At 62.2% G+C, this 24,927-nt stretch carries 25 protein-coding genes, 1 tRNA gene and 1 pseudogene; 13 read left to right on the forward strand and 14 right to left on the reverse strand.

From position 1 onward, the window contains the following. Positions 1–2: 2 nt before the first annotated feature. The 8 genes and pseudogenes from ACXMDY_RS06120 to ACXMDY_RS06155 form a co-directional block, all read right to left on the reverse strand. Complete coding sequence (locus ACXMDY_RS06120) at positions 3–1,370, reverse strand: DUF2252 domain-containing protein (protein WP_259701689.1); 1,368 nt, start codon at positions 1,368–1,370, stop codon at positions 3–5. Positions 1,371–1,438: 68 nt separating this feature from the next. After that, complete coding sequence (locus ACXMDY_RS06125; protein WP_311133933.1) at positions 1,439–1,945, reverse strand: chloride channel protein; 507 nt, start codon at positions 1,943–1,945, stop codon at positions 1,439–1,441. Continuing rightward, positions 1,924–2,790, reverse strand: a pseudogene (locus ACXMDY_RS06130) (chloride channel protein); the annotation flags it as partial. The pseudogene ACXMDY_RS06130 and the gene ACXMDY_RS06125, both read right to left, overlap by 22 nt. A 148-nt stretch (positions 2,791–2,938) precedes the next feature. Then, positions 2,939–4,195: a carbohydrate porin gene (locus tag ACXMDY_RS06135; RefSeq protein ID WP_259701691.1), complete on the reverse strand. Its 1,257-nt coding sequence runs from the start codon at positions 4,193–4,195 to the stop codon at positions 2,939–2,941. Between the two features lie 103 nt (positions 4,196–4,298). After that, entirely contained in the window at positions 4,299–7,040 is a 2,742-nt protein-coding gene (locus ACXMDY_RS06140; protein ID WP_259701692.1) for a cyclic nucleotide-binding domain-containing protein, read from the reverse strand. 72 nt (positions 7,041–7,112) lie between these two features. After that, the gene (locus ACXMDY_RS06145; protein WP_259701693.1) at positions 7,113–7,637 is read right to left on the reverse strand and encodes a hypothetical protein; all 525 of its coding nucleotides are present in this window, start codon (positions 7,635–7,637) and stop codon (positions 7,113–7,115) included. Next, positions 7,634–8,593, reverse strand: a complete 960-nt coding sequence (locus tag ACXMDY_RS06150; protein WP_259701694.1) for a DUF952 domain-containing protein — start codon at positions 8,591–8,593, stop codon at positions 7,634–7,636. Before ACXMDY_RS06150 ends, ACXMDY_RS06145 begins: the two co-directional genes overlap by 4 nt. Continuing rightward, positions 8,590–8,817, reverse strand: a complete 228-nt coding sequence (locus ACXMDY_RS06155) for a hypothetical protein (protein ID WP_259701695.1) — start codon at positions 8,815–8,817, stop codon at positions 8,590–8,592. Before ACXMDY_RS06155 ends, ACXMDY_RS06150 begins: the two co-directional genes overlap by 4 nt. A 682-nt stretch (positions 8,818–9,499) precedes the next feature. Between ACXMDY_RS06155 and ACXMDY_RS06160 the strand changes: the two genes are divergently transcribed. After that, entirely contained in the window at positions 9,500–9,715 is a 216-nt protein-coding gene (locus ACXMDY_RS06160) for a hypothetical protein (protein WP_259701696.1), read from the forward strand. A gap of 5 nt (positions 9,716–9,720) precedes the next feature. Here the strand turns inward: ACXMDY_RS06160 and ACXMDY_RS06165 are convergent, their stop codons facing one another. Continuing rightward, complete coding sequence (locus ACXMDY_RS06165) at positions 9,721–9,882, reverse strand: hypothetical protein (RefSeq protein WP_259701697.1); 162 nt, start codon at positions 9,880–9,882, stop codon at positions 9,721–9,723. A gap of 251 nt (positions 9,883–10,133) precedes the next feature. On the opposite strand from ACXMDY_RS06165, the gene ACXMDY_RS06170 reads away from it, so the two are divergent. Beyond that, positions 10,134–10,976: an ABC transporter six-transmembrane domain-containing protein gene (locus ACXMDY_RS06170; protein ID WP_259701698.1), complete on the forward strand. Its 843-nt coding sequence runs from the start codon at positions 10,134–10,136 to the stop codon at positions 10,974–10,976. A gap of 32 nt (positions 10,977–11,008) precedes the next feature. Here the strand turns inward: ACXMDY_RS06170 and ACXMDY_RS06175 are convergent, their stop codons facing one another. Continuing rightward, a complete protein-coding gene (locus ACXMDY_RS06175) occupies positions 11,009–11,308 on the reverse strand; it encodes a hypothetical protein (RefSeq protein ID WP_259701699.1) in 300 nt (99 codons plus the stop codon). A 990-nt stretch (positions 11,309–12,298) separates the two neighbouring features. Between ACXMDY_RS06175 and ACXMDY_RS06180 the strand changes: the two genes are divergently transcribed. From ACXMDY_RS06180 to ACXMDY_RS06190, 3 genes are all read left to right on the forward strand, one after another. After that, positions 12,299–13,279, forward strand: coding sequence for a hypothetical protein (locus ACXMDY_RS06180; protein WP_457767504.1), 981 nt, complete (start codon positions 12,299–12,301; stop codon positions 13,277–13,279). Between the two features lie 848 nt (positions 13,280–14,127). Next, positions 14,128–15,162, forward strand: a complete 1,035-nt coding sequence (locus tag ACXMDY_RS06185; protein ID WP_457767360.1) for an IS5 family transposase — start codon at positions 14,128–14,130, stop codon at positions 15,160–15,162. A 515-nt stretch (positions 15,163–15,677) separates the two neighbouring features. After that, positions 15,678–16,241, forward strand: a complete 564-nt coding sequence (locus tag ACXMDY_RS06190; protein ID WP_259701616.1) for a hypothetical protein — start codon at positions 15,678–15,680, stop codon at positions 16,239–16,241. Positions 16,242–17,026: 785 nt separating this feature from the next. Here the strand turns inward: ACXMDY_RS06190 and ACXMDY_RS06195 are convergent. Both ACXMDY_RS06195 and ACXMDY_RS06200 read right to left on the reverse strand, forming a co-directional pair. After that, the gene (locus tag ACXMDY_RS06195; RefSeq protein ID WP_457767505.1) at positions 17,027–18,073 is read right to left on the reverse strand and encodes an ArdC family protein; all 1,047 of its coding nucleotides are present in this window, start codon (positions 18,071–18,073) and stop codon (positions 17,027–17,029) included. 260 nt (positions 18,074–18,333) lie between these two features. Further along, a complete protein-coding gene (locus ACXMDY_RS06200; RefSeq protein WP_259701614.1) occupies positions 18,334–18,711 on the reverse strand; it encodes a hypothetical protein in 378 nt (125 codons plus the stop codon). Between the two features lie 115 nt (positions 18,712–18,826). On the opposite strand from ACXMDY_RS06200, the gene ACXMDY_RS06205 reads away from it, so the two are divergent. Genes ACXMDY_RS06205 through ACXMDY_RS06215 form a run of 3 tightly spaced genes read left to right on the forward strand, consistent with a single transcriptional unit; the run spans position 18,827 to position 19,666 of the window. Continuing rightward, on the forward strand, positions 18,827–19,072 hold the full coding sequence (locus tag ACXMDY_RS06205; protein ID WP_259701613.1) for a hypothetical protein: 246 nt from the start codon (positions 18,827–18,829) through the stop codon (positions 19,070–19,072). A gap of 2 nt (positions 19,073–19,074) precedes the next feature. Continuing rightward, positions 19,075–19,473 carry a PIN domain nuclease gene (locus ACXMDY_RS06210; protein WP_259701612.1) on the forward strand — a complete coding sequence of 133 codons (399 nt, stop codon included), beginning with the start codon at positions 19,075–19,077 and terminating at the stop codon, positions 19,471–19,473. Positions 19,474–19,477: 4 nt separating this feature from the next. Continuing rightward, positions 19,478–19,666 (forward strand): DUF1156 domain-containing protein, encoded by a 189-nt coding sequence (locus ACXMDY_RS06215; RefSeq protein ID WP_259701611.1) that lies wholly within the window; start codon positions 19,478–19,480, stop codon positions 19,664–19,666. An 80-nt stretch (positions 19,667–19,746) separates the two neighbouring features. Here the strand turns inward: ACXMDY_RS06215 and ACXMDY_RS06220 are convergent, their stop codons facing one another. Together ACXMDY_RS06220 and ACXMDY_RS06225 are read right to left on the reverse strand one after the other, a co-directional pair. Beyond that, positions 19,747–19,872 (reverse strand): hypothetical protein, encoded by a 126-nt coding sequence (locus ACXMDY_RS06220; protein WP_457767506.1) that lies wholly within the window; start codon positions 19,870–19,872, stop codon positions 19,747–19,749. A gap of 918 nt (positions 19,873–20,790) precedes the next feature. Further along, positions 20,791–20,874: transfer RNA gene (locus ACXMDY_RS06225), tRNA-Leu, on the reverse strand. Between the two features lie 41 nt (positions 20,875–20,915). Between ACXMDY_RS06225 and ACXMDY_RS06230 the strand changes: the two genes are divergently transcribed. The 5 genes from ACXMDY_RS06230 to feoB are packed head-to-tail and all read left to right on the forward strand — an operon-like array spanning position 20,916 to position 24,925. After that, entirely contained in the window at positions 20,916–21,167 is a 252-nt protein-coding gene (locus ACXMDY_RS06230; protein ID WP_259701610.1) for an NAD(P)H-quinone oxidoreductase subunit L, read from the forward strand. Between the two features lie 4 nt (positions 21,168–21,171). Continuing rightward, positions 21,172–21,525, forward strand: a complete 354-nt coding sequence (locus ACXMDY_RS06235) for a DUF3007 family protein (protein ID WP_259701609.1) — start codon at positions 21,172–21,174, stop codon at positions 21,523–21,525. Positions 21,526–21,539: 14 nt separating this feature from the next. Beyond that, positions 21,540–22,373 (forward strand): tryptophan synthase subunit alpha, encoded by an 834-nt coding sequence (gene trpA / locus ACXMDY_RS06240; protein ID WP_399243845.1) that lies wholly within the window; start codon positions 21,540–21,542, stop codon positions 22,371–22,373. Positions 22,374–22,378: 5 nt separating this feature from the next. Then, a complete protein-coding gene (locus tag ACXMDY_RS06245) occupies positions 22,379–23,050 on the forward strand; it encodes a class I SAM-dependent methyltransferase (RefSeq protein WP_259701608.1) in 672 nt (223 codons plus the stop codon). Positions 23,051–23,074: 24 nt separating this feature from the next. Then, positions 23,075–24,925, forward strand: a complete 1,851-nt coding sequence (gene feoB / locus ACXMDY_RS06250) for a ferrous iron transport protein B (protein WP_259701607.1) — start codon at positions 23,075–23,077, stop codon at positions 24,923–24,925. The last annotated feature ends 2 nt before the right edge of the window (positions 24,926–24,927 follow it).

Consider the following 24,927-nt stretch of genomic DNA (forward strand, 5'->3'; position numbering starts at 1 on the left):
GCTCAGCGATCGGCTTCGATCAGGGCCTCGATCCGCCCGGCGTCCACAGCCGCCTGGAGGCTGGCGTGGTCGCGCTCCGTCTGGTCGGCATAGGCGATGGCGAAGCGTTCGATCGCCCGGTCGGCCGCCTCTCCCACACCCAGGTAGCCGCTGATCGTGGCAGCGTCTCCGCCGCGGGCGTGGGCACGGGCCAGCGACCAGCCGCAGTAGTCGGCGTAATGCTGGAGTCGCAGGGGGGAGATGTCCTCGATCGGGTACGACATTTTCATGTCACGCAGCTGGCGCACGAAGTAGTCGTTGCCGATCCGGCTGCGGAACCAGCCGAGAAACAGATCGCTGCCGGATTGCATCAGCCGCTGGCCCATCACCACGCGCTGGCCGTGGTTGGGCAGGGTGCTGGGCAGGGTGTAGGGCTCCAGCACCGACGGGTTGGCCTGCTTGATCTGCAGGATCAGGGGATGGCCATCCTCGGAGAAGTAGAGAGCCACCAGGCAGCGGGTGCCGACACTGCCGATTCCCACCACCTTGAGGGCCACATCCTCGAGGGTGTAGCGATCCAGCAACACACGCCGCTCATCGGACAGGGAGAGTCGATAGTCCTCCAGGTCTTCGCTGATCCGCTGCTCCAGTTCTTCATGGCAGACATGGGTGAGCACGGGAGGTTGGTCGGTGAGCCGGCAATGGCCATCCGCCAGGGTGGTGATCTTCGGAAACAGGTGATGGGCAATCCGCCGGCGAGCCTTGGCAGTGAGTGATTGGCGCGACTTTCTGATGGCCTTGGTCGGTGCGGCCTCGATCAGATCGTCGGCATCGAAACGGGCATACCAGACCTCCAGTGGGCTGGCCTCGACGTACTCCCGCAGATGCTGCCGGTAGGAGCGGACGCATCGCCGGGCGGCTTTACGGCAATCCACTTCGGAATGGTTGTTGTCGCGGCCCGCCAGCACGAAACTGGTGGCCAGACGCTTCACATCCCACTCCCAGGGGGCCGGGTGGGCCTCATCAAAATCATTGAGATCAAAGATCAGATTCCGCTCCGCCGTGGCAAAGAGCCCGAAGTTCAGCAGGTGGCAATCCCCGCAGGCCCACACCTGGATGCCGGAGCGCGGCAGCAGGCTCAGGTCATGGGCCATCAGCGCCGAGGAACCCCGCATGAAGGTGAAGGGGGAGCGGAGCATCCGGCCGATGCGAATCGGAATCAGCTCCTGCACCCGCCCCGCATTGGAGGCTTCCAGCAGGGCGATCGGATCACGGCTCCCCAGCAGGGAAGACCATTCCGCCTGGGCCGAGCGGGGAACCGCCGAGCGCAGCGCCTTTCCCCTGGCCAGGCGCTGAGCGGCGGTGTTGGACCCCGCCCAGGAAGGACTCAAAACGATGATCCGGCTCAGGTGGCGCCCATCGTCCCATGGCTTCCCTTGTTCAGATGGTCACACCAGCGTCAGCCCTTGAGGCGGCTGGCCTCTTCCAGCGTCAGGGAGAGCACGGAGATTCCCCGGCTTGCCCAGGCGCCGGCGGCCACCGCCACCCCCACCGTGGCCAGGCAGGTGAGGGTGGCCAGGGTGGGTCCGCCCACCCCCAGCACCATCGCCATGGCGGTGAACGGCAGGCGGTAGCCACCGGCGATCCCGGCCGCCGCCCCGGCGGCACCGGCCAGATCGGGGGGCACCCCGAAGGCCGCGGCGAACACCCGGCCGGCGATGTCGCCGATCGCCAGGAACGGCACGAAGACGCCCCCACAGCCTCCGGCCGCCACCGCCGCCGTGGTGGCGGCGGCCCGCAGCAGGGCGACGGCCCCAGCAGGGTGAGGGGGGTGGCGGCCGGTGTGGTCTCGGCCCAGACGATCGCCGCACCGCCGGGCCCGAAGCCCGCAGCCGGCGCGGCGATCCAGCCGGTGGCCAGCGCAATCGCCAGCATGGCAAGGGCTCCCAGGGCCAGCTTTCGCCACGGTTGAGCCTTCCAGCCCCGGGCCCAGTAGATGGCCTTGCCGGCGAGCGCCGTGACGGCCCCGGCAATGGCGCCGATCAGGAGGGCCGCTGCCACCGCATCCCAGAGATCGGCCGGGGGCACTTTCGGCACCACCAGGCTGATCAGCGTCAGCTGAAACGTGACGTTGATCCCCCAGCCCACCAGGCCACCGGCCAGGGCCGCCGCCACGCGATCGACGCTGAACGGCACCTGGCGGCGACGACCGAGTTCGAGCATGAAACAGGTCCCCACCAGGGGGATCCCCATCAGGGCCGCCACCCCGGCGGCCCCACCTCCCACGGCCAGGGGCCGCAGCAACGGCCGCAGCCACGGTCGCCACCGGCCCATCCAGGCTGCTGCGGCCACCCCCAGGTGGGCGGCAGGCGACTCGGTTCCCATGGCGCCGCCGAAGCCGACGGTGGCCAGGATCGCCAGGGCCCGCACCGGCGCCAGCCACCAGGGGAAGCGCTCCTCCTCCCCCGCCGTGGCCAGCACATCGGCGGTGAGATCGGCGCGGGCCGCATCACCGGGGAAGGTGGTCCAGATCCGCAGCGCCCTGGGCACCGGCACTCCGGCCAGGGGGAGCAACGGCAGCCGACCGGCCCCCTCACCCTGGGCCAACCCCTGCAGCACCAGCACCGCCAGGGCGATGCCCAGCACGGGCAGGGCCAGCAGCCAGCCGGGTTCGAGCTGCCAGACCCGCGCCAGGCTGAATTTGATCAGTTCTGTGACCAGAACGGCTGCCGCCGCACCTGCCAGGCCACCAAGAACCCCACCGGCAGCGCCGGTGAGGCCTCGTAGAGCGAGCTGTGACAACGGCTGCATGGCATGAGGAATCGCCCCAAAACCATCCTGGGCAGGATTAAGAATGCCCTAAGGGCTGATCGAAGCAGTGTCACAACAGGAAAGGCCTGAAGCGTGGCAACAGGGCTGACGACGATCCCAGTGGAGAAGGAGCCGCTCCGGAGGTGGTTCAGAACCGCAGCGTTGCCCGAATCAGTCCAGCCCAGACGCCGAGCGTGGCGTCCGTCGATCCAACGGGGAACAGCAGTGCCTGGGATGGATCATCGCTGGCTGTCATGGCCCCCCGAGGGCGGGTCAACCAGAACACGGCAGGCGTCAAGCTGAGCTCGTCACTCACCACAATCCGGTAATAGAGCTCATAAGCCAGGCCTCGATCGTCGATGGGCCTGGTCCCCGATGCCTGGATGCCCGTCACATGGGCGGGTGACCCCACAGCGAATCCCAGGCTGTTGCCCTGGCGGAGCACATCACTCCAGACCAGCCCGGTGTACCAGGACTGGGTACGCAGCCCCGACACGTTCGCCACCGGATAGGCACCGAAACGAAAGCTGTCCTGACCCAAGCCAACGCTGATCGAGGGGATCCACCTTGACCGCCGAGGTTGCCAGTACCCCGCCACCGACCAGGACTGGAGCGATCCATCGCGCGCCCCTGCGGCCAGGAGGCTGGCCAGTGGCGTCCCCCTCAGCCTCACCTGGGGGCCGCTGAAGGTATAGGCCCCGGTGATGTTCCACTGGGGCCTGGTCAGGGCCAGCTGGAGGGTGCTGGTTTGGGAGGAGACAGGAGAGAACAGGCCACCACCTTGAGGGGATCCACCGGCGCGTTCGGCCACGTAGGCATAGCCAAGGCTGAATCCCTGGAGCACACCCCGGGGCTGCCACCAGGCACCGAAGCCGCCACCGGATCGCTTGCTGTAGGCACCGGGGGCCCCGGCGTACTGAAACAGATCGAGAATGGGGGAGTCGTTGTAGACACTCGGCCAGACGGGGAGCTTATCGAGCTGGCTGATGATGCCACCCACACTGATGCGGAGCTCGGGGCTGAGCGGAACCTGCAGATAGGCCCGGTTGACACTGATCGGATTGTCGGATGCGAAATCGAGGCGCGTCAGCGGAGTTGGTGGATTGGAGAAGAAACCGGAGGCGCCGAAGTTGCCGCTTCTGAAGCGGACCCTGAGCAGGTCCTGCCCCGTGAAACTCGTGTCGATCGTGACCCGAGCGTCATGGTTGACGCTGAGTGCGTTGAGCAGGGGAAAACCCAGGGCTGTATTGGAACCCCTGTCGACAACGTCGCCCTCAAAACTGAGGGCGCCCATCGCCGTATTCACCTGGGCATGAATGATGGTGGTAGGGGTGAAGTCCTCTGGCTCCTGAGCCCTGAGCGGCTGGACGTCTGTTGCCACGGCCATCGCAAGAGCAAACGCCACGACAGCGCCTGGGGCTGGCTGTCGCAGCCACAGATCTGCTGAGAACTTCCCTGACCACGAAACCAGCCGTCCCACCGATTGCCGGGGCCAACGGCCGTGCCGCTCAGGCCTGCACCGAACGCATGAACCGCTGCAAGTGGCGGCTCTCCAGCTCCAGCACCCGGCGGCCAAGGTCGTGATCCTGATCGAGCATGGCATCGAAACTATCGACCGGAACAGCCAGCAGGCGAGTGTTGTCACGCTCGGCCACGATCGTGTTCTCGGTGGCGCTGTGGGTGAGAACTTCGAGTTCATCGAGAACCTGGCCAGGCTTGAGGGGCTCCAGGCGAACGCGCTGTTCTTCCTGATAGTGGATCACCGCTTCCCCATCAATCAACAGCAGCAACTCGCGGCAGGTGTCGCCGGCTTCGGTGATCAGCTCACCCGCCGCGTAGGTGTGCACGCTGGAGGCGTCAGCAAGGGCTTCGAGGGTTTCCGGCCGGGTGCGACGGAAGAAATCGCTGGCCGCCAGGCACAGCCGCAACTCCAGGGCGGGAAGATCGGCCAGGACCAGCTCCGCCGCCTCCAGGTTGAGCAGCTGCTGGGCCGTCTGACCCAGCAGCTGTGCCACCGGTGCAGTGCTGAGAGCACCGGCAAGCTGGCGGGCGCGGCTCCGATCCAGCTGGGCCAGCAGGAACAGGGCCGCCGCTGCGGTGGTGGGAGTGCGTTCCTGCAGCAGGGTTTCGAGATGGCCGAGCGTGACCGGCAACGGGATCTCCAGGGAACAGGCGGAGGGTTCAGCTCCAGGCGCATTGAGATCGGCAAACAGCTGCGGGGAGAGGCGCTGCCTCCACGGCCCCCGCTCCAGCATCTCCAGCAGCACCAGGGGGGACTGGGCCCGCAAGCGCACAACCAGGCCTGGCAGGACCGGATCGTCCTGGAGGATCACGAAGGCCTCAAGGATCGCGCCCATGCTCAGCTCCAGGCGGTGGCGGATGTGATCGGTGAGCACAATCCGAACAAAAGGGTGCTGGGGGACTGAGGGTTGATGCAGGGCGCGCCAGGTCTCGCTCAGCCCTGGCAAGCGATCCAGCAGCGCCTCGACCTTCCTGGCGGCGCCGACTGCGGGCTTGAGCCCATCCAGCACGTTCTCCTGCTCCTGGTCGGTGATCGCGTACTCCAGTTCCAGAGGAGTGAGCATCGATGGGGTGGCTGAGCCCTGCTGGCGGGCCTGGAGCAGGAGCAGCCGCTCCAGCGATTGGCGATAGCCATTGAGGCGGACCTGATTTTCAAGGCTGCGGCGGCTGTCGGGGTCGAGCAGATCGGGATCCTCCACGCCCAGCTCCTCGAGCAGCTGTTCGTGCTCGGCGTCGGAGACACCCAGCTCCACACGCATCTGCTGGAGCACATCCAGACTGCTGGCCACGTTCACATAGCCCTCGGCAAGGGCATCCCGCACCACCCCCTTGTAGGCCTCCTGGCGTTTTTCACGGGTGAACCCAGGCAGCACCTTGGCGAGCACATAGACCTCATGGGTGTTGAGCTCGGCCAGGCTGCGGCCGTCGAGGTACTGGGCGACATTGAGCTGCAGCCGCTCCAGCTGTTTGCGGAAACGGCTCGCCAGGTTCTCCCGGCCATACAGATCGGGATCACGATTCCAGGCGCGGTACAACCACAACGTGCTCAGCATCATCAGGAGCAGGTCGTAGAGGGTTTGCACCCAGAGGGGCAAAAGCTGGATCAGAGGCCGGCCGGCAAACAGAAAGAAGACATTGAAGATGGCAAAGGTGCACAGGCAGAACAACCGGTGCCGAACCACCGTGAAAGCAGGGCCAGCCTCGTGGCGATGGGCGCTGATCCGGCCCCTGTTCTCGATCCAGCGTCCGCACAGGGCACCCAGCCAGGTGCACAGACCGAGAACCAGGGGAACCGCCACCAGTTTCGGCAGATTGATCGGTTGACCCCACAGGAAAAGCCCAGGCCTGAGCAGGGATGCGAGCTGATCACTCTGGCGTAACCAGGCACCGGAGAAATAATAATCCCAGTTACCAGCATAGAGATAGTAAAAACCGAAATAGCCGATCACCAATCCCACATAGCCATAACGATCAAAGCCAGCGGCGGGTTTGTCGATCCCGGCCCAGTACATCCGCTCGGCATCGATGTCGATGCAGGGTTGCTGGCAGGCCACACAAGCACTCTGCTCGGATTGATCCGGCAACACCGTGCGGCACATCGACTGGGTGATCAACTGTTCACTGGTGTGGGCCCGGCTGCCCAGCAGGCCGGCCGGTGTGGAGTAGATGCTCTGCACCGGCGCCATCGGGCAGAAATACTGACACCAGGCCTTGCCACCGAACAGGTAACCCACCGCGATGGCGGCCGCAATCGTGAACAGCAACCAACCGGCCAGCACGATCCGATCCGCATTGAAAAACAGCAATCGTCCGCAAAGCCCAACGAACAACCAGCCGAATTGCAACTGCTGGTAATGCTGACCCAGCCAGGAGTCTGCTGGCACCTTGGCGATCTCGAAGCGTCGCTTGCCGGTTTTGGCATTGAGGCGCTCGAACTGACGCTGCAGGCCGAGGGCGCGGGGAATCTGGGAAAGAAAAGACAGTGGGCAGATCCGCCGCCAGAGCTCGTGGCCGAACACCAGGAGAATGAAGATGCCGGCTGGCACGACCACCCCCCAGAACACCGTGGTGCCAAGGGGATAGGGTTGCTCGATCAGACAGGAACCCTGCACCTCAACGCACTGCCGCGATAACCGCAGGGGGCTCCAGGGGTGATCCGGATCGGTGAATCTCGCCGTCCAGGGGTCATAAAAGAGCGAACCGATGATCAGCAACCAGCCAACGGTCAAGATCCAGCGAACCAGATGCATCCGAGCCTCTGAAATCTGAATCACCATCCCCCCTGATCATTGCGTTCGACCTTACCGGGCCGATGCCTCAACCAGCAGGGCGCTGCAGCGCCTCAGACCCTCCTGGCAATCGCCTGCCATCCGCAGGCCGGCACCACCCCAGAGCAGCCGCTGGGGCCAGTCCAGCAAGCCCGCCCCAACGGTCTGGACCGGTTGAAATCCAAGCCGTTCGAAGTAACGCACCAACCGGCAGTGCTGGACCTCTTCATCGTGAATCGCCAGCAGCTGGGCGCGACGGCAGGGGGTCTCCTCCAGGGCCCAGGCGAAGGTGGCAGCCCAGATCAGCACCCCCACCCGATGGGCCCTGCCCTGCACCCGCAGGGTGTCGAGGTGGAGACCGCTGGCAGCCGGCAGGGCCCAGCCCTTGAGTTCACCGAGCAGTTGCGGAGCCTGCTCCGGCCGGCTGCGCGCCACCCCCACCCTCAGGGCCCAGATCCCCAGCTGTCGCCGCCTCTGAATCCGGAGCAGCAGTCCCCGCCGCACCGCACAGCGCTCCAGCTCCGCCAGGCTCAACGGCCCGGCCCCGGCGCCGGTCATCCTGCTGGGTAGGGCTCCACCCCCACCACCGCCGTCAGCGGCAGGGGGCCAAAGAGATGGGGAAACAACTCCCCACTCCCGGGAGCAGGCTCCAGCCGGCAGATGGCCGCCAGTGGCTGTGGATCGATCGTGAGCAGGCGCACGGTGCCGGCATCGGCGTAGAAGCGCTGGTAGGTGGCGTCGATCTGGTGGGCCTGGCTGGCATGGATGAAGCCCACCTCCTCCAGGCTGCGCCCACGGGTGGAGCGGCGGTACTCACCGGCCAGCTGGGCGTCCTGCCAGTCGGTGGCCAGGGCGAGGTGATAGAGAAAGCGGCTTGAGCGCCAGCGTTCCCGCCGGGTCATCACCGCCGCGAGCGCTTCGCTGGCCAGGAAGCGGCTCAGCCAGGTCTGCAGGACTTCCAACCCAGGCTCGGCCTGAAAAGCCTCCGGATCCACCCGGGCAAACTGACGCACGAACGGCAGCAGGGCGAGATCAGCCAGACAGGGGTGATCGCCGAGCAGCCAGGGCGCCAGGCGGGCATTCCAGTGATGCAGGATCTCCAGTGCCTGTTGGCGATGCCGCAACGGCTCTGAGCCAGGGAAGCGCTCGGGGTACTTGAAGTGATCCAGGTGGAACTTGAAGGGGCCGTCATTGGTGCTGATCAGGCTGGCCATCTCCTCCACCAGGGCCGGCTGTCCATGCCGGAGCAGATCGCCAGGGTCGTGCTGCTCCAGAGCCCAGCGCATCACCGCCAGGCTCTGATCAATCACCTGGCCAGCACCACTGGCTGTGGCGGGAAGCACCAGTACCGGCACCGTTCCTTTCGCCGATACCTCCAGCAACTCGGCCGGTTTGGCCCGAAGGCTCACTTCACGCAGTTCAACGGCGACACCGGCAGCCCGCAGGGCCAACCGCGCCCGGATCGCGAAGGGACAACGGCGAAAACTCCACAGAACCGGTGGTGCGGCGCTCAACGCTCGGCCAGGAGCGCCGCGAGCCGTTCCTCAACCCCCTCCCGTTCGGCCGGATCACCAACGACCGTGAGCACACCGGACTGGGGCCACCAGTTCAGACGGAGATTGGTGTCTTCCTGATCGGAAACGAACAGTTCGAACTGGCCCTTGTGTTCCCAGTGACCGGGGAAAGCAAGACGATCCACCAGGACCTTCAGCTCATCGAGCGTGCCGAGGAAGGTCATCACGAAAGAGGCAATGCAGGCAGCTTACGAAGCGGCGGGCAGCTCCGCCCTGATTCAGAACCAGAACGGAGACAAGGAGCTGAAGCGGTGCGCACCGAATGCGGAACAAACATCGTTTTGTCTTGCTGGATACCTGGAAGGAATGCCATTTCAAGGCATCATGATCGGATCAAAACATATGGCGCCCCTGGCTGCGGCCAGGAACCAAAACCCTTGGATCCTTGACATAATGAGAAAATCCTGAGCGAGCCTACCGGCCAACCCGATGGTCCAGGTCATCCTGCCCCCCTGAGGAGCCTTCACGCCTGGTTCCCAGACGCAGGCCGCAACCAAACGACCCGATCGCCCAATCGACAACCCCTGCCATCGTGCTGGTACAGGAAATGACGATCACAACCAATACCAGGCCCACGGACAGGCAATCGGAGCGATTGCGAGTTCCGTCTTCAACCCCTTGCCCAGTCGCTGTTGGCCACTGGTTCGGCTCTTTCGCCGGAGATAGCTCAGCCAGAGCTCCTGAACCCCCAGTTCAAATGCAACAACTGATACCGATTGCCCATCCACGTCGCTATCAGCCATCCCGCCATCAAGCCCACTGACTGACCCGCCATTTCATGTCATGGACAAGCACACTCAAGGCAATGGGGACAATCTCGTCACTGATCGCATCCATGCCCTCTCAATGGCTCTGAGGAGCTCTCCCGATCTGGCCAGCATGGTGCGCTCCAGCACCAATCCACAGCAGATCGTCGACATTGCCCAATCCCTGAACATCGAGATCAGCATCCCACTGCTGCGCAAGTTCTCCAGCCAGCTATCTGCCCCCTACTGGCCCTGGGAAAACCAGAACAGCGAGATGCGGCGCAAATTCTTTGACGATTGGCTCCAAGGACAATGAAGAGTTTAGCCGGGCTTCATGGCAATCCTGAGCTCTGCTTCGCAGTCCTGGAAAGCGTTTTGTTTCCCGTAGCCAACGCCTTCCGCGCAGCCGCTGCCGCTGTGGCAACGCATCCCGAACAACAACTGCTTGCCCATGGCAGCCGAATCCTGCAGTTCAGGATCCATCACCTTGGCCTTGTTGTTGGTGGAACTGGAGGCCTGGAAGTTCCTGGTTAGATCGGGGATGCTCCCATCGATCTGCCCGATTCCGGCGAAGCGCCTGAGGACGTCACCATGTCACAGATGATCACTCTGGAGAGGCATCGAAGTGCCTGGATCACTGATCCTGTGGGTCAGCAGTCTCTCGACTTGAGGGGAGTGAGCCTGATCCGTTGATCACGGCTCTACGGCCACCCTGGGGACGACAACGCAACACGATGACGCAGTCGATCCTTACCGCCCTCTCCCGTGCTGAACGGCTGTCGATTGCCGGCACCTACACCCTCACCCTGCTGGAGAACCTCTGCATGCTCGCCTATCCGGCACTCACCGGATGGGCGGTGGACGGGCTGCTGAAGAACAGCTACCGGGGCCTTTCGGCGCTGATTGCCGTGTGGCTCGTGCACCTTGTGATGGCTTTTGGGCGGCAGCGCTACGACACCCGTGTCTTCATGGGCCTGTATGCCCGGCTCGCCGTGCTCACCGTCGCTGAGCAGAGGCACCAGGGCCACGGCACGAGCATCGTCTCGGCGCGGGTCGAGATGATGCGCGAGATGGTGGGTTTCTTCGAGGCCGATGTGCCGGCGATGTTCTCCCAGGTGGTAACCGTGATCGGGTCGCTGGTGATGCTGTTCACCTTCGACCTGGAGGCGGGATTCATCGCCATGGCGGTGCTGCTGCCGATGGCGCTCATCAATACCTGGTACTGGCGGCGCGCGCTCCGGTTGCATCGTGGCCTCAACGACCAGATCGAGCACGAGATCGCTGACATCGAGGCGGCTCGGCCGCTGCGCCTTCGTCGTCACTTCGGCCGGGTGCGTCGCTGGCACGTTCAACTGTCCGACAGCGAGTCGTGGACCTGGACGGTGACGGAACTCGCCACGATCATCGCCCTCGTCGTCCTGCTGATCGACTTCACCCGGTCGCCGGTGTTCAGCGCCGGCGCCATCTATGCCGTGCTCGCCTATGTGTTCGATTACCTGCAGGGCCTCGACAGCGCTCCGGCATTGGTGAACAGCGTCGCCCGGCTCAGGGACATTCGTGCGCGGCTGGGCCACTGAGCGTCAAACCAGCAGACCTTGCAACTGTGGGGTCAGGTCACACCACCATTCCCACTGGAACCCTCTGGGGAGCGCCCATGGCGATTGGGCAGAGCCCCCTTGATCAAACGATCCTCGAGCACGTCCCTCTGCAGCGGTCGCAGGTCGTCCTCGGTTGTGATCTGGAATCCTGGCACGGCATCAAACAGCGGCCCCAGCGGCACCACCGCCAACTGGCCCTGCTCGGCCAGCTGCAGTCCGGGTGGGTTGGCCTGCTCCGGTCCGAACAGTTCAGCGGCGGGGGCCACGGCACCGAGCGGCAGCGGATCCTGGCGGTAACGACGGCGTGGCATGGACAGAGCGCATAGAGCTGTCCACCAGCATCGAACAATCAGCCGCCCTGATCTGGATTTGTGCCTTGATCAGCAGGCTGAGCAGCAAGAGCACCGTGGCCTGCAGGTCGGCGATCCTGGCGGCGGTGAGGGGGGAGGGGGAGAGCAGGAGCATCGGAAAGGGGCGAGGGGCGTGTACCAATCGTGACGAGGCTGGTGCTGCTGCTGGGGAGCAAGCCCACAGCTGGATCCGTCGTCACCCCAGAAGCCCAACAAGCTCAACTTGGCAGTGGTCGTTCTGAACGGTCAGATGCCTGAGCAAGGACGACCAGCAGAGCGGGTTGTGCCGCAGCCGAGTGCAATCCACGGCGACAGAACGGCGAGCTGACTGTTGCCGCAGATCAACTTGAACCCCCACAGTGTTGCCACCTGTGGATTTCAAGTCCGCGATAAACCCAGTTTTAACAATGGTTCCCGGCAGTTGTGTGACCACATGCTGACCACAGCTGATCGCGTTGCCGGAGCTTGGCATTGGAGGTTTCCACGGAATGGAATGCGGAGAACCCAATCCACCCGGTGCCCCGTTGGTGGTGGTCAGGGCACCGCCAGCTGCTCGCGTCAGTCCTTGCCGGCTGCCGGCGAACCCCCAACCCAAACCAGCAACAAGTGGGTGTGGGCACCGAAGGTGGTGAGGGTCTTTGCTCCCGCTGCCGGACCTCCAACCAAGACCAGCAGCGCCAAGTTCAGCTGTGGCTCACCCCCCGCACAGAAGCAAGCCTCAAAGAGCACCACTGCCGCCATTCTCAACCAGCCGGGAGATCACAGCAGGAGCTCTCCTCGATCTGCTGGTTGAGAATGGCAGTGGTCCCCGCAGGATCAGGAATCCCAGCCGGAGACGATCAGCAATGGCTCATCCACCTCCTAGGCAGGGTTCCTCTGCCGGCAGCCAGGAGTGAGTTCGTATCAGTGACAAGCGGAATCATGCTGGCAAGATGCGCAGGCACCTTCAACATGGATAATAGAGACTATTACGACCCCTGTAATGATGGCAGGAAGATGGGTAGTGTTGGCAAGTTTTATATTCGATTTATGATGAGACGTCTGGGGAGATTGCTAACAGGTGCCGCTGTCACGACGACATGTTTGTTCGTTCAGGCAGCTCCATCTCATGCTGCGAATGTCACAGGGACAGACAGCACAGGCGTTCTAGGCGTCCCCGGCGGTAGTGGTACCTCATTTGGTTCTCTTTTGCCAGGTGATACCTTCCGCATCAACCTGTTGCCATACGTCCTGAGCATTGTCGATGACGATACCTCATTCAACGCAATCGGAGCGGCAATCTCTTTTGGCAGTGGACCTGCAGCATTCAAGGATGTGGGGTTAATCGCCGGCGGAGATGTGGATTTGGGCATTTTTAGCAAAAGCTTCACTGATCAACCGATTGCTTTGTGGGGATTTGTCCCTGTGTCTGCCACAAGCAAGGACGTGTTGTCTTACACTGCAAAGGGTGAAGAAGAGCTATTCAACAATTATCGCACTGCAGACTTTACTCTTCTACCAACCGGCACTCTGGGGCAGCCACGAACGGCAAGCATTGGAGGTCTGCTTGCAGCAGCAACCCAATTCAATTTATCCAATCCAACTCGATTTGACCTTGTAGGAACTTATGTTGGCGGTGGCGATAACAACACGAAGATTAATTTCGGCCTGGCTAGTTTCACAAATCGTGGAACAACTGGCAATCCCAACCAACCCAAACCCGGTGATCTTGATTTCTCAACAGCAAGATTCAATGGTGGCTTCTTCACGTTGAAGGAAGATCCTGAGTTCATACCAGTTCCCCCACCCGAGTTTGACCCTCCTGATCGGAACCCTGGGCCTCCGGGGCGAGATCCAATCACATCTGCAACCGTGCCCGGGCCATTGCCTGTGCTTGGTGCAGCTGCAGCCTTTGGTTGGAGCCGCAGGCTGAGAAAGCGTATCAAGACTTGAAGGAAAGCCCCAAAGACAGCCTGTCCGCCCTTTTCAACCACCTGGGAGATCACAGCGCTGGGCTTCGTCGACCTGCTGGTGGTTGATCCAGTGGTCACCGCATGAGCAGGAATCCCAGCCGGAGACGATCAGCGATGGCTCATCCACCACCAGCTCCAGGTTGGTTTGTTGGCAGACAGGAGCAGGTTCCTTTCTGCCAGCTGTTCGGCGACGATTAGGTAGGCGGGTCCGCGCAACTATATAGGCGGGTCTCAGGACGCGACAACAGGGCTCCGATCTCGGTCTGGAGAGTTGTCATGCCCGCCCCTTTGTCGTTGCGGATCAAGGAGCGGTACATGGCCAAACGGGCCCAGGCACTCCGGCTCAGGCTCCTGCCAGCCCTGGGCACAAGCAACCTGCCAGTCCTCGATCGTGGCGGCCAACTGAGCGCTGGTGGTTGCAGGTTGAAGTGGAGAAGGCTCCATGGCAGGAACGGCGTAGAACACCGTCCCCTCCCAGCGGCAGCAGCAGCTGAGGCAGGGGTGCCAAAGGCACTCGCGTCAGCCCTTGCCGGTTGCTGCCCCCATCCCCTGAGTGTAGCGAAGGTCGATGGGGTGCCGCAGGATCATCGGGATGGGGGTTGTCGGGCCTGCCAGAGCTAGAAACTCACCCTTAGGGCTGACCAGCAGCGGCTACCCGAGGTTTCTTGAGGTAGAGGTAGAAACCGGGAATAATTACCAAGTCCGGACCAAAGGCCAACTTTTTAAGCGTACCTCTTGCGCTTACTACAGGGCACCTCGAAAAATCTACGTCGCTCCCTGACAGACTTTGAAATAAGCAATAGAATTGGTTCAGTTCAATACAGCTGAATGGGACAGCGTGGATTCTGGGATGAGGAGAAGCGCATCCACAGGCTTCAGCAGAAGAAGCCTACGTTAGCGACCCTATCCGAGACGATTCCTTGGGAAGCCTTCAGGCCCCTGCTGGAGCAGGGTTACAGCCATGAACGGAAGAGCAATGCTGGCAGGAAACGGATTGATCCGCTCATCCTCTTCAAGATGCTGGTGCTTCAGCAGCTGTTCAACCTCAGCGATGAAGAGCTGGAATTCCAGGTCAATGACAGACGCTCATTCGAGGAATTTGTCGGACTGGGAGTGATGAACACCATTCCTGATGCCACCACGATTGCCTTCTTCCGCGAGCGTCTCCGCAAGGCGGGCGTTATCGATGAGCTCTTTGACCGGTTCGAGGAGCACCTGCGGTCCGAGGGACTGGAGGCCCGTGGAGGGCAGATCATCGATGCGACACTGGTCCCTGTTCCCAAACAGCGAAACTCAAGGGAGGAGAACAAGACCATTAAGGATGGAGCCATCCCAGAGAAGTGGCTGAACAAGCCAAACCGACTGCGCCAAAAGGACACTGACGCCCGCTGGGTCAAGAAGAATGGCATCAGCCATTACGGATACAAGAACAGCATATGCATTGATGCCACTCACGGCTTCATTCGAAGATTTTCCATTACCCCAGCCAACATTCACGACAGCCAGATGCTTACACAGGTGCTAGACCCTGAGAACAGGGATGACTTCGTCTGGGCTGATTCTGGCTACGCCGGCGTGCGGTATGAGGATCTGCTGGATATGGCTGGTTTTGAGAGCAGAATTCATGAAAAGGGCTCACGCTGCCATCCATTGAGCGAAGAAGCCCAGGAGCGCAACAAGGCACGATCTAGTGTGCGGGCAAGGGTTGAGCACGTCTTTGGTGCAATCACAACTTGGATGCGCGGCAAGCTGACGAGGCGGATTGGATTGGCCAGAACGAGAGCTTGGTGGGGACTGCGTAATCTGACTTACAACTTTCTTCGATACCTGCATAGCAACTCAAAGGCAACGCCGGCCTCCTGATCATTCGACAGGGAGATAAACGACTCGACTTAAAGAAATTGATGCCAGTCGTCAGGAGCATCTGCACGTGCAGAGGATTTCCTTGCAGCGTCTCAATATTGCCTCAAAAGTGGCAATATTTCGAGGTTCCCTACAGGCATCCACTCCAGTTTCTCACCCATGGCATCAAGTAAAGTGATGTACCTCTGGACTCCAGACTCCTTCGTGTCAGCGTTCAAGTGACAGAGTTCGCCCGACCGGGACACAACCCACAGCCAAGGTGTACCTCCGTATTTGGAATCTCCAATTCGGTCTTCTCTCTCTGTCAGCCAATGCCTAAGACATTCGTCAAAGTGTAAGCGGTTCATTGGCAGCTTCGACGACATTTTTGCTAAACTCATTGAACTAATCCCTTGGCCTTTGGTAGGCCAATATATGCGGCAATCTGAGTTCACGAGGACGCGTCCACGGATGGTGACATTATGGCACCCAGATTTCCAATTCACTTACAATCAGTCCGCTCCTATCGGCCATGCATGTACCGGACCAACTCTGAAGTCGTAACTAGAGTCCACAAAAGCCTCCTCGCCAACTTGCTTAGCTTTTGCGAAAGCCACAATATTCACGATTGGAAGGGCATACAAGAATCCAGAATCAAGGAAGTATTTGATCAGCCACTGTGGAAGCTGCTCGAACTGGAGGGGAAGTACGTGAAGGACTACGTCTCTGAAGGGGTGGTCAGCATTGAGGACAATACTGGCCAGCCGGTCAATCCAAACAGTGGCAGGTGGACAGATGATGACCTCAGAAGAGCATTCCCGGAACTTGCCAACGTCCAAGAACCCTCAAAAGAAAAGGCATTTAAATGTCAACTGGAGCACGTTAACTCTCGCAGGCTTCTAGTTGAGAGCTTATTGCTAAAGCGTATAACTCTTGATGAACTAGTAGAGAAGCATCTCATAGGTTGTGTTGTGACTTTAGCGGAACACACGCGACTCAGAACGAAACACGAGAGCCTTGATGACCCTTGGCTAAAGTACAGAAAGGCAGACCCTCCTGTACGCGTATGGAGCAGGGCGAATCAAGAATGGCTGTTCTAGAGTTATTTCGTGCCGTGGAATATCTGGGCAGCACGGCCAAAGGTTGCCCCTAGAGCTAATCATGCTTGCATGGTTGTCTGGTCTTTTCTCGGTGTAGAATCCCAACGCGGATTGATCAGATCTTGCTGTTCAACGAAGATTCACTGCATTTCGACTTTTTTGCGAATTAGGCGGAGCGACCAATTGTCAAATCCTGTCTTGTGGATTGACTATTGAGGAAGATGAGAAAGTGTCGTCTGGGCTGCCAGGTCAACGACCTTGTTGCTTCGTCATTCAGCTTCACATGTCGTGCCCCCACGAAGTTTTGGGATAGACCAGAGGAAGGCTTTTTGAACAGGGCGAACTTTGTGGATGTAGTAAGGTCAAAAAAGCTTGATGCAAAGTCCATGGCTTCACCGCATGATGAGATTATCGCCGCGTTTCAAGAAGTGGATCCTTCCATCTCAGTATGAGCTCGGGGCGCTGGCAACAAGCGCAATTGCTATAGTCACATTCACGGACCAAATCAACAGCGGCGTGCAAGTTCCTGCAACACCCACAGCATCACCGTCCTGCAGATAAACGGAACAGTTTCAATCAGAAGACCTGTGATGAAAGCATTGGGTGGCGATAAACGACCCGATCAAAGTGTGACGGTCAATCCCATCGGCCACACAACTGGACCGGTCTATGGAGAGTTTGATTATGCAATTACTGCTAGTGACATTCTAAACCGATGGGATTCCTATCTCGAGTTTGCTCGGGACGTCGTTGCGATTGAAGTAAGTCGAGGGCGATGGTAAGCGTCAATCAAGCTGATGGTGTGGTACCGATACCTCCACCGCCCGCCTCGCCTCACCGAGCACCTGAAACAGCACCTGCGGGCTTTCTTTGAGCAGCTCAACCCAGTGGCCGAGGTATGCCGCATGGTTTTCGATCGCGCTGCCGATCTCCAGCTGGTCTCCGAGTAACACCGAGCCCAGTTCTGCTATCAGCTCCTCCCGGGCATAGGCCTTGGAGCCCATCCGACCGCCCAGGTCTCGCTTGAGGCGGGAAGCATGGCCGGTGGAGTGGATGGCTTCATGGGCCCAGGTGGCATAAAAACCGGCGGCGGAATGAAAGGCAGCCCGCTCAGGCAGCTGGATGCGATCAAGCTGCGGGAGATAGCAGGCCTTGTCGCCGCCATGACTCACAGGCACCGGCCAGGCAGAGAGGATGGTTTCAGCAGCGGCAAGTCGCTCTGGTTCTGATCGAGGAGCAACCTGCTCAGCAGACCTGCGAGCAGCCAGTTTCTCGCCTTGCAGGTCACTGGCGTTGAACACCACCACCGGGCGGAAGCTCACCCATCCCCGTTCAGCCGAGCTGCCATCGGCAGGCCTGGAAGTAGTGGCCTTTGGGGGGTCCTGGCCACCGGAGCCGACAGACCCGACAGACCCGGCAGCATCGCCTGGGCAGATCAGCTGCGGCCTGAGGATTCTGATGCCCCGGCTGCCTTGGCGGGGAAACACCCCATGGGCCTTGGCCTCCGCAAAGCCGCACCAATACGGCATCACCGACCCCCGCAGGTGCATCCCCAGCGTCAGCAGAATCGGGTTGGCCCCCCGGTAACGATGACCACTGAGCAGGTTGACGTGGTGGCCACCCCCAGTGGAATCCCAGACCCGCCTCCAGGGGGTGGTGCCAGCCTCCAGCAGCTGGATGATCGCTGCCACCAGCAGCTCGGCGGAAGATGGTTGCTCCGCTCCGTCTTTGCAGCGTTTGGAGCGAGACGTTGACCTCTGGCGGGAGGGTGGTGAAACAGCAGCCATCGGGCAGCAGCGCAGGACCCGAAGCACCGGCGCGGCCAGCAGCAAGGGCTGGCCTTGGGCCTCGGTGTATCACCAGTTCCCAGGCCGTCACCAAACAGAGGAAGGCCAGCTCGTGAAACCCTTGTGCGGCCGCGCATGCTGAGGAATCCCTGCAAGCAACTGAGGATGTGTCCGAGCAACCGATGAACCGATCTGCCGTGGGGGTGATGAATGGAAAACCGTGCTGGGTTCAGGTGGTGGCACGCCGTGATCATTTTTGCCGCAGCCAACGTGACCAGTGCCCTGCCGGCTGGTTTTGGCGGGGACTACGCTTTTTCAATTCCTTTCAGCAGCCTGAACTTGCACCACCAGACTGGCCTTTTGCGCCGGTCTGGTTGTTCCTGAACGCGACATCCCTGGTTGCCTTGTCCCGGATCGCCACCACCGCCCAGACCCTGGCCGAACTGGAGCTGGAGATCGAAACCCTCAAGGGCCTGGACAAGCTGAGCAAGAAGGTGGTGGATCAGCGCTGCGACGCCAAGTGGAGCGAACTCGATCGGATCCTTGATGACGAGCAGATGCGCGAGCCCAATGGGGGCCGCCGCAAGCTGGTGCTGTTCACCGAGTTCAAGGACACCCTCACGGATATGGCGATCAAGATCCGCGATCGGCTCGGGAGGCCAGAGGCGGTGGTGGAGATCCACGGCGGCAGTCTGGCTTCGGCGACACTCAGATCACCCAGATTCTGCAGCAGCTTCTGGCCGCCGGGAGGGCGCCCCATTGACGAGCGGTGCCATGCTTGGCCGCAGAGTCCAAGTTGTGGAGATCGAAACCATGAAAGTGACTGTGGAACTTTCGGACGCCGAGATGGCCGAAATCCTGGGCCTCACAGGTGAGCACAAGAAAGGTCCCGCCATTCGCCGCCTGATGGAAGAGGCCCTCCAGCAACGCCGCCGCGCCCAGATCGCACAGCGTTTCCTCAGCGGCGAGTGGGGCGTGGAGTTGGAGACCTACGAGACCGACCGGGAGCGCGAGCGTCAATGGGACCAGGAGATCGCCTCGTGACCATGCTGCTCGACACCAGCCTCTGGATCGACTTCACCCGTGCCCGGAGCCCGGCCCCGTTGAAGCAGTTCATCGCTCCCTTCGTGTTGGACCCTGAGGCGCACTTGGCCGAACCAGTGCGCTTCGAGTTGCTGCGCGCAGCCCGGCCGGACGAGACCCGCCAACTGGAGGCCCAGTTCGCGACCCTGCCCACACTCCCCACCCCGGCGGATCTGTGGCAGCGGGCGATCGAGCTGGGCCAGGCCTGCCATCAGATCGGGCGCACGGTGCTCAGCCTCGATCTGCTGGTGGCTGCTGTGGCCTTGCACCACAACGCCGTGCTCGTGAGCTTCGACGCCGACTTCGAGTCCATCGCCTCGGTGAGTGAGCTACGCCTGCAGCGCCTGGATCGCCCTGCCTGACTCCATGACCTCCCACGTCATCCGCCGCCGAATGAAGGTGATCGAGATCGCCATCCCCATGGAGGCGATCAATGCAGCCTCAGCGCGGGGAATGAGCATCCGTCATGGCCTCCCCAGCACCCTGCACCTGTGGTGGGCCGCCCGCCGCCAGCTGCTCACCTGCTCTGGAAACAGGCCCCGCTCACGGCAGTAGGCGCTCAGCTCAGTGGCGTTGAGGCCAGCGGTCTCCAGCACCACCGTGAACTTGTCAGCGGCACTCCAGCCCTCAGGTTCTTACTCGGATGCCGGCACCACCTCTCCCTGCATCCGCCAGGACTTCCTCCATTTGTAGAGGGTGATCGCGTGAATGCCCAGCTCTTCTGAAATCCCGGCCTCGCTCTGCCTGTGCGGCGGGCTCATCCGCCTCCTCACATCAGTCCTGACGGCCTCGCTGTATCTGCGCATTGGTCATGTCCTCAAGCCCCCGGATGTACTGATGAGAGGGGTGACATCTTTCCTGAAACCGGGGGGAGTCAACAGAAGAGCAGGGTGCATCCCACAGCTTCGCTGCGGGTCGGGCCCTTCCAGTCCCCTTGCGCTTGGGCAGCACCACTCAAGCTGCCCCTGGTGGGGGCTGGGCTCAGAATTCCGCAATGTGCGGGTCGGGTCAAGGGCAATGGCACGCCCGCTGCTGGCTCTGCTTGGGGTGTTGACCACCCCCCCTCTGCCTGTAGGCGCGGTCCCTTGACTCCCACCCCCTTTCTGCTGACGTCCATCCCGTCAGCCCGATGGCTACCAATCGTTCATCCAGTACCAACAGGACCACCTTGGGGAGCTGATCGATCAGCTGCTCTTCGATGGCCAGCTCAGCAACCCAATGATTCCGATGGATCCAGGGATGGAGCAGGAGTTGTCGTTCTGAGGGTTGCGGCCCTCTGCTGTCTGCGTGGCTGAGTCAAGGGTTTCATGAGCTGGCCACGCACCGGGCGAGGGTCCTTTGCGCTTGGGGCCATGACTGACTCTCCTTCTGATTCCTTGCAGCTCCAGGCCACGATCGAGGCCTGGGAAGCGGAAGGCAGGAACCTTCTCCTGTCTGCCTGCAGAGCACTCTGGAGCTGGTGATCGATGAACCATCACTGATCGGCTCCACCGCCTCAGAACCAGATCCTTGAGGGCGCGGTTGATGCGAGCCAGATTAAGGATCCCGGGAGGCCATGGAAAACCGTGCCTGGTTTGGCCCTCTCCGGTCAATTCAGGGCCTAAAGCATGCCTGGCAAGCTGGAGCCCGCAAAAGTGTCGCTACCCACAACTCCACTGCCCTGCAAGCGATCTCAGCGATGGGGGCAGGGGGACTTGAACCCCCACAGTGTTGCCACCTGCGGATTTTAAGTCCGCTGCGTCTACCGATTTCGCCATGCCCCCTGGCGCGGACAGCTTAGATTTCAGGCAACGGTTCCAGAACCATGCCATTGCCAGGGTTGCTCAGCTCGCTTTCCCCGGAAACCCTGGGCGTGCTGATCGCTTATGTGGTTGTGGCCGGTGCCTATCTCGTGGTCGTGCCGCTGGCCCTCTACTGGTGGATGAACAAGCGCTGGACCGTGATGGGCAAGCTGGAACGCCTGGGTGTGTATGGCCTGGTGTTTCTGTTCTTTCCAGGGCTGATCCTGTTCTCACCCTTCCTCAACCTGCGCCTGGCCGGCCAGGGAGAGGCCTGAGCCGATGACCCGGGGTCAGTCGCTGCTGCTTGGTCTCGGCGTGTTCGCTTTGGGTGGGCTGGGCTACGCCGGTTTCAGGTTGGCGGGCTTTGAAGCGAGCTCAGCCGGCATCGCCGCCGAGGCCGTGCTGATTCTCGGCGTGGTCGCCTGGACAGCCAGCTACCTGTTCCGGGTGGTGACCGGCAGGATGAGCTTCATGGAGCAGCGCCGCCAGTACCGCGCCGCCTACGACCAGCAAACCACCGACTCGCTCCAGAAGCAGTTCGACGCCCTCTCCCCAGCCGATCAGGAGGCCCTGTTGCGCGAAATCGGCCAACTCACCGACGACCCCGGCAAGCAGCCGGCTCCTTCCCCCTGAAAGCCACCTCCGCCTTGCCCCAACCCCCAACCGATCGCCTTGCTGCCGGCGCCATCCAGGCCCGCTTCCAGGCCCTGGCCGCCGCCAGGAGCTGCGCCCTGATGCCCTTCCTGATGGCGGGGGATCCCGACCTGGACACAACAGCTCGCACCCTGCTGGCACTGCAGGCTGCCGGGGCTGATGTGATTGAACTGGGTGTTCCCTACAGCGATCCCCTCGCCGATGGTCCGGTGATCCAGGCTGCCGCCGCCCGTGCTCTCGCCGCCGGCACCACCCCAGCCAGGGTGCTGGAGATGCTGGCCAGCCTGCGCGGCCAGCTCACCATCCCGATGGTGCTGTTCACCTACACCAATCCCCTGCTCAACCTGGGCATGGCGGCCTTCTGCCATCGGGCCGCCGCCGCCGGCGCCGCTGGCCTGCTGGTGCCCGATCTGCCGCTGGAGGAAGCGGAGCGGCTCTCCCCGCTCGCCGCCGCCGAAGGCCTGGATCTGGTTCTTCTGGTTGCCCCCACCACCCCGGCGGCGCGCATGGCCAGGATCGCCGCCGCCAGCCGGGGCTTCACCTATCTGGTCAGCGTCACCGGCGTGACCGGGGTGCGCAGCCGGCTGGAATCCCGGGTGGCAGGGCTGGTGGAGCAACTCAAAGAGTGTGGCTCCACTCCGGTGGCGGTCGGTTTCGGCATCTCCGGCACCGACCAGGCCCGCCAGGTGCGGGACTGGGGCGCCGATGGCGCCATCGTCGGCAGTGCGCTGGTGGCGCGCATGGCAGCGGCCAGCCAGGCAGGAGGCGATCCGGTGGCAACCGCGGCAACGTTCTGCGCCGAGCTGCGCCAAGCCCTCGACAGCTGAAACCGATGCCTGAACAGCCAGCGATCTTCGGTTTCAACCTCGACCTGCCCTATTCCGAAGCCTGCGAACGCAACAAGCAGCCGATCCTCGAAGCCCTGCGCAGCTGGCTGCCTCCGGAGGCCACGGTGCTGGAGCTGGGCTCCGGGAGCGGCCAGCACGCTGTTCACATCTGCAGAAACCTGGCAGTGCGCTGGCAACCCAGTGATCGCCCCGGCTATCTGGAGGGCCTGCAACGCCGCTGGGCACTGGAGGCTGAGGGGCTGAAACCCGGCACACTCCAGCCACCGATCGAACTCGACGTGACCCGCCCAGAGCAGTGGCCGACGGGGCCCTTCGATGCCCTGTTCACGGCCAACACGGCCCACATCATGCCCTGGGCTGCCGTGAAACAGCTCCTGGCCCTCAGCGCCCGGCTGCTGAACGCCGATGCGCTACTGCTGCTCTATGGCCCGTTCAGCGACAACGGCGCCCACACCAGCGCCAGCAACGCCGCCTTTGATGCCCATCTGCGCAGCCTCGATCCGGCCATGGGTGTGCGCGATGCCCGGCTGCTGGCTCTTGAAGCAGCAGCGGTGGGCCTCAGGCCGGCAGCCGACCTGAACCTGCCCGCCAACAACCGGATCCTGATCTTCCGGCGCTCCGGCCATCCCATCGATTCAGCCCCAGGGTCTTCGTAGCATTGGGGGTATGAGCCACAGCCGATGAACCCGCTGGCACCGTCCTGCCATCGCCCGGCAGCGGCCGGGCCCCTGCTCCAGGGGGTCAGGCGGGTGGCCCTGCTGGGCATGCCCAACACCGGCAAGTCCACCCTGTTCAACTGCCTCACCGGTGGCGAGGCGCGGGTGGCCAACTGGCCGGGCCTCACCGTGGAGTTGTTGCGGGGCGCCCTGCCGAGCGATTGCCACGGCCGCCCCTACGAGCTGGTCGATCTGCCAGGCATTCACGATCTGCTGGGCAGCAGCGAAGACGAACTGGTCGTCAGGCGATTTCTGGAGCAGCACCCGCCGGACCTGGCGGTGGTGGTTGTCAATGCCAGCCAGGTGAACAGCCAGCTGCGCCTGGCCCTGGAGCTGCAGGCCACCGGCCTGCCGCTGTTGGTCGTCCTGAACATGGCTGATGAAGCCGAGCGCTTCGGCGTGGTGGTCGATCAGGCGCGGCTCAGCGAGGAACTGCAGCGGCCGGTGCTGATGATCAGCGCCCGCCGCAACCAGGGAATCGCCGAGCTGCTCAGGTGGATCCATCAGGCCGATCAGATCCACCCTGCCGCCCCTATTGCCCTGACTCCTTCAGGGCTCGACCAGCGGCTTCTGGAGTTGAACGAGCGTTGCGTGCAGCTGCCGGAGGGCCTGTTCGATCAACTCAGCCATCAGATCGACCGGGTGCTGCTCAACCCCGGCGTGGGCATGGTGGCCTTCCTGGCCGTGATGCTGGCGATGTTCCAGTTGATCTATGCGATTGGCGTGCCGATCCAGGAGTTGATGGGACTGGGCTTCGACGCCATCCAGCGCAGCACCCTGCTGCCGGCCCTGGCCGCGATCGGCCTGCCGGAGTTCCTGATCGGCTTGCTGAGCGATGGGCTGTGGCTGGGAATCACCACGGTGATCAGCTTCATGCCGATCATCTTTCTCTTCTACCTGATGATCGCCCTGATCGAAGATTCAGGCTATCTAGCCCGCTCCGCCTTCCTGATGGACGGTGTGATGCACTGGCTGGGCATGGACGGTCGCTCCTTCGTGCTGCAGATCATGGGCTTCGGCTGCAACGTGCCGGCGATCATGGGCACCCGGGTGATCCGCGATCGCTCCCAGCGATTGCTTGCGATGCTGGTGATTCCCTTCTCGCTCTGCCAGGCACGGCTGGCCGTGTTCGTGTTCATGGCCGGAGCCTTCTTCGCCAGGCCCTGGTGGGCCCCTGGCCTGGTGATTTTCGGCTTCTACAGCATGAGTTTCGTGGCGGCGATCCTCACGGCGCTGCTGTTCCGCCACCTGTACCCGAGTTCCGAAGCCTTTGTGCTGGAACTGCCGCCCTATCGCCTGCCGAGCCTGGCCACCATGCTGAAGAAGGCCAGCCTGGAAATGAAGAACTTCTTCGTCACCACCCGCCAGTTCATCATCGTGGGCGTGATCGCGATCTGGCTGCTCAATCACCTGCCGCTCGGGGTTGATCAGCTGGCCGGTCAGTCCTTTGCCGGCCAGATCGGCCTGCTGACCCAGCCCCTGCTCGGGCCGATCGGCATGAATCCCCAACTCACCGTTTCGCTGATCTTCGGCTTCATCGCCAAGGAAATCCTGCTCGGGGCGATGGCGGTGATCTACGCCACCTCCCAGGCCAATCTGGGGGCGGCGATGGTGGCTTCGATCACGCCACTGCAGGCCCTGAGCTTCATGATGTTCACCCTCCTCTACACCCCCTGCCTTTCAACCGTGGCGATTCAGCTCAAGGAATCGAAGAGCAAGGCCTTCACCTGGCTATCGGTGGGCTGGTCGCTGGCCCTGGCCTGGCTGCTGGCTTTCCTGCTCTATCAGGGTGGCCTGAAACTGGGGCTGGGCTGAGC

It is taken from the genome of Cyanobium sp. ULC082 (assembly GCF_977927535.1).

Excerpts from the sequence above, each read along its gene's own strand:
- ACXMDY_RS06220 (WP_457767506.1), bottom strand. The coding sequence starts at position 19,872 with ATGAGCCCGCCGCACAGGCAGAGCGAGGCCGGGATTTCAGAAGAGCTG.
- ACXMDY_RS06175 (WP_259701699.1), bottom strand. The coding sequence starts at position 11,308 with ATGCCACGCCGTCGTTACCGCCAGGATCCGCTGCCGCTCGGTGCCGTG.
- ACXMDY_RS06160 (WP_259701696.1), top strand. The coding sequence starts at position 9,500 with ATGGCTCTGAGGAGCTCTCCCGATCTGGCCAGCATGGTGCGCTCCAGC.
- feoB (WP_259701607.1), top strand. The coding sequence starts at position 23,075 with ATGAACCCGCTGGCACCGTCCTGCCATCGCCCGGCAGCGGCCGGGCCC.
- ACXMDY_RS06180 (WP_457767504.1), top strand. The coding sequence starts at position 12,299 with ATGGATAATAGAGACTATTACGACCCCTGTAATGATGGCAGGAAGATG.
- ACXMDY_RS06145 (WP_259701693.1), bottom strand. The coding sequence starts at position 7,637 with ATGACCGGCGCCGGGGCCGGGCCGTTGAGCCTGGCGGAGCTGGAGCGC.
- ACXMDY_RS06170 (WP_259701698.1), top strand. The coding sequence starts at position 10,134 with ATGACGCAGTCGATCCTTACCGCCCTCTCCCGTGCTGAACGGCTGTCG.
- ACXMDY_RS06245 (WP_259701608.1), top strand. The coding sequence starts at position 22,379 with ATGCCTGAACAGCCAGCGATCTTCGGTTTCAACCTCGACCTGCCCTAT.
- ACXMDY_RS06185 (WP_457767360.1), top strand. The coding sequence starts at position 14,128 with ATGGGACAGCGTGGATTCTGGGATGAGGAGAAGCGCATCCACAGGCTT.
- ACXMDY_RS06210 (WP_259701612.1), top strand. The coding sequence starts at position 19,075 with ATGCTGCTCGACACCAGCCTCTGGATCGACTTCACCCGTGCCCGGAGC.
- ACXMDY_RS06155 (WP_259701695.1), bottom strand. The coding sequence starts at position 8,817 with ATGACCTTCCTCGGCACGCTCGATGAGCTGAAGGTCCTGGTGGATCGT.
- ACXMDY_RS06190 (WP_259701616.1), top strand. The coding sequence starts at position 15,678 with ATGTACCGGACCAACTCTGAAGTCGTAACTAGAGTCCACAAAAGCCTC.
- ACXMDY_RS06230 (WP_259701610.1), top strand. The coding sequence starts at position 20,916 with ATGCCATTGCCAGGGTTGCTCAGCTCGCTTTCCCCGGAAACCCTGGGC.
- ACXMDY_RS06235 (WP_259701609.1), top strand. The coding sequence starts at position 21,172 with ATGACCCGGGGTCAGTCGCTGCTGCTTGGTCTCGGCGTGTTCGCTTTG.
- ACXMDY_RS06215 (WP_259701611.1), top strand. The coding sequence starts at position 19,478 with ATGACCTCCCACGTCATCCGCCGCCGAATGAAGGTGATCGAGATCGCC.
- ACXMDY_RS06165 (WP_259701697.1), bottom strand. The coding sequence starts at position 9,882 with ATGGATCCTGAACTGCAGGATTCGGCTGCCATGGGCAAGCAGTTGTTG.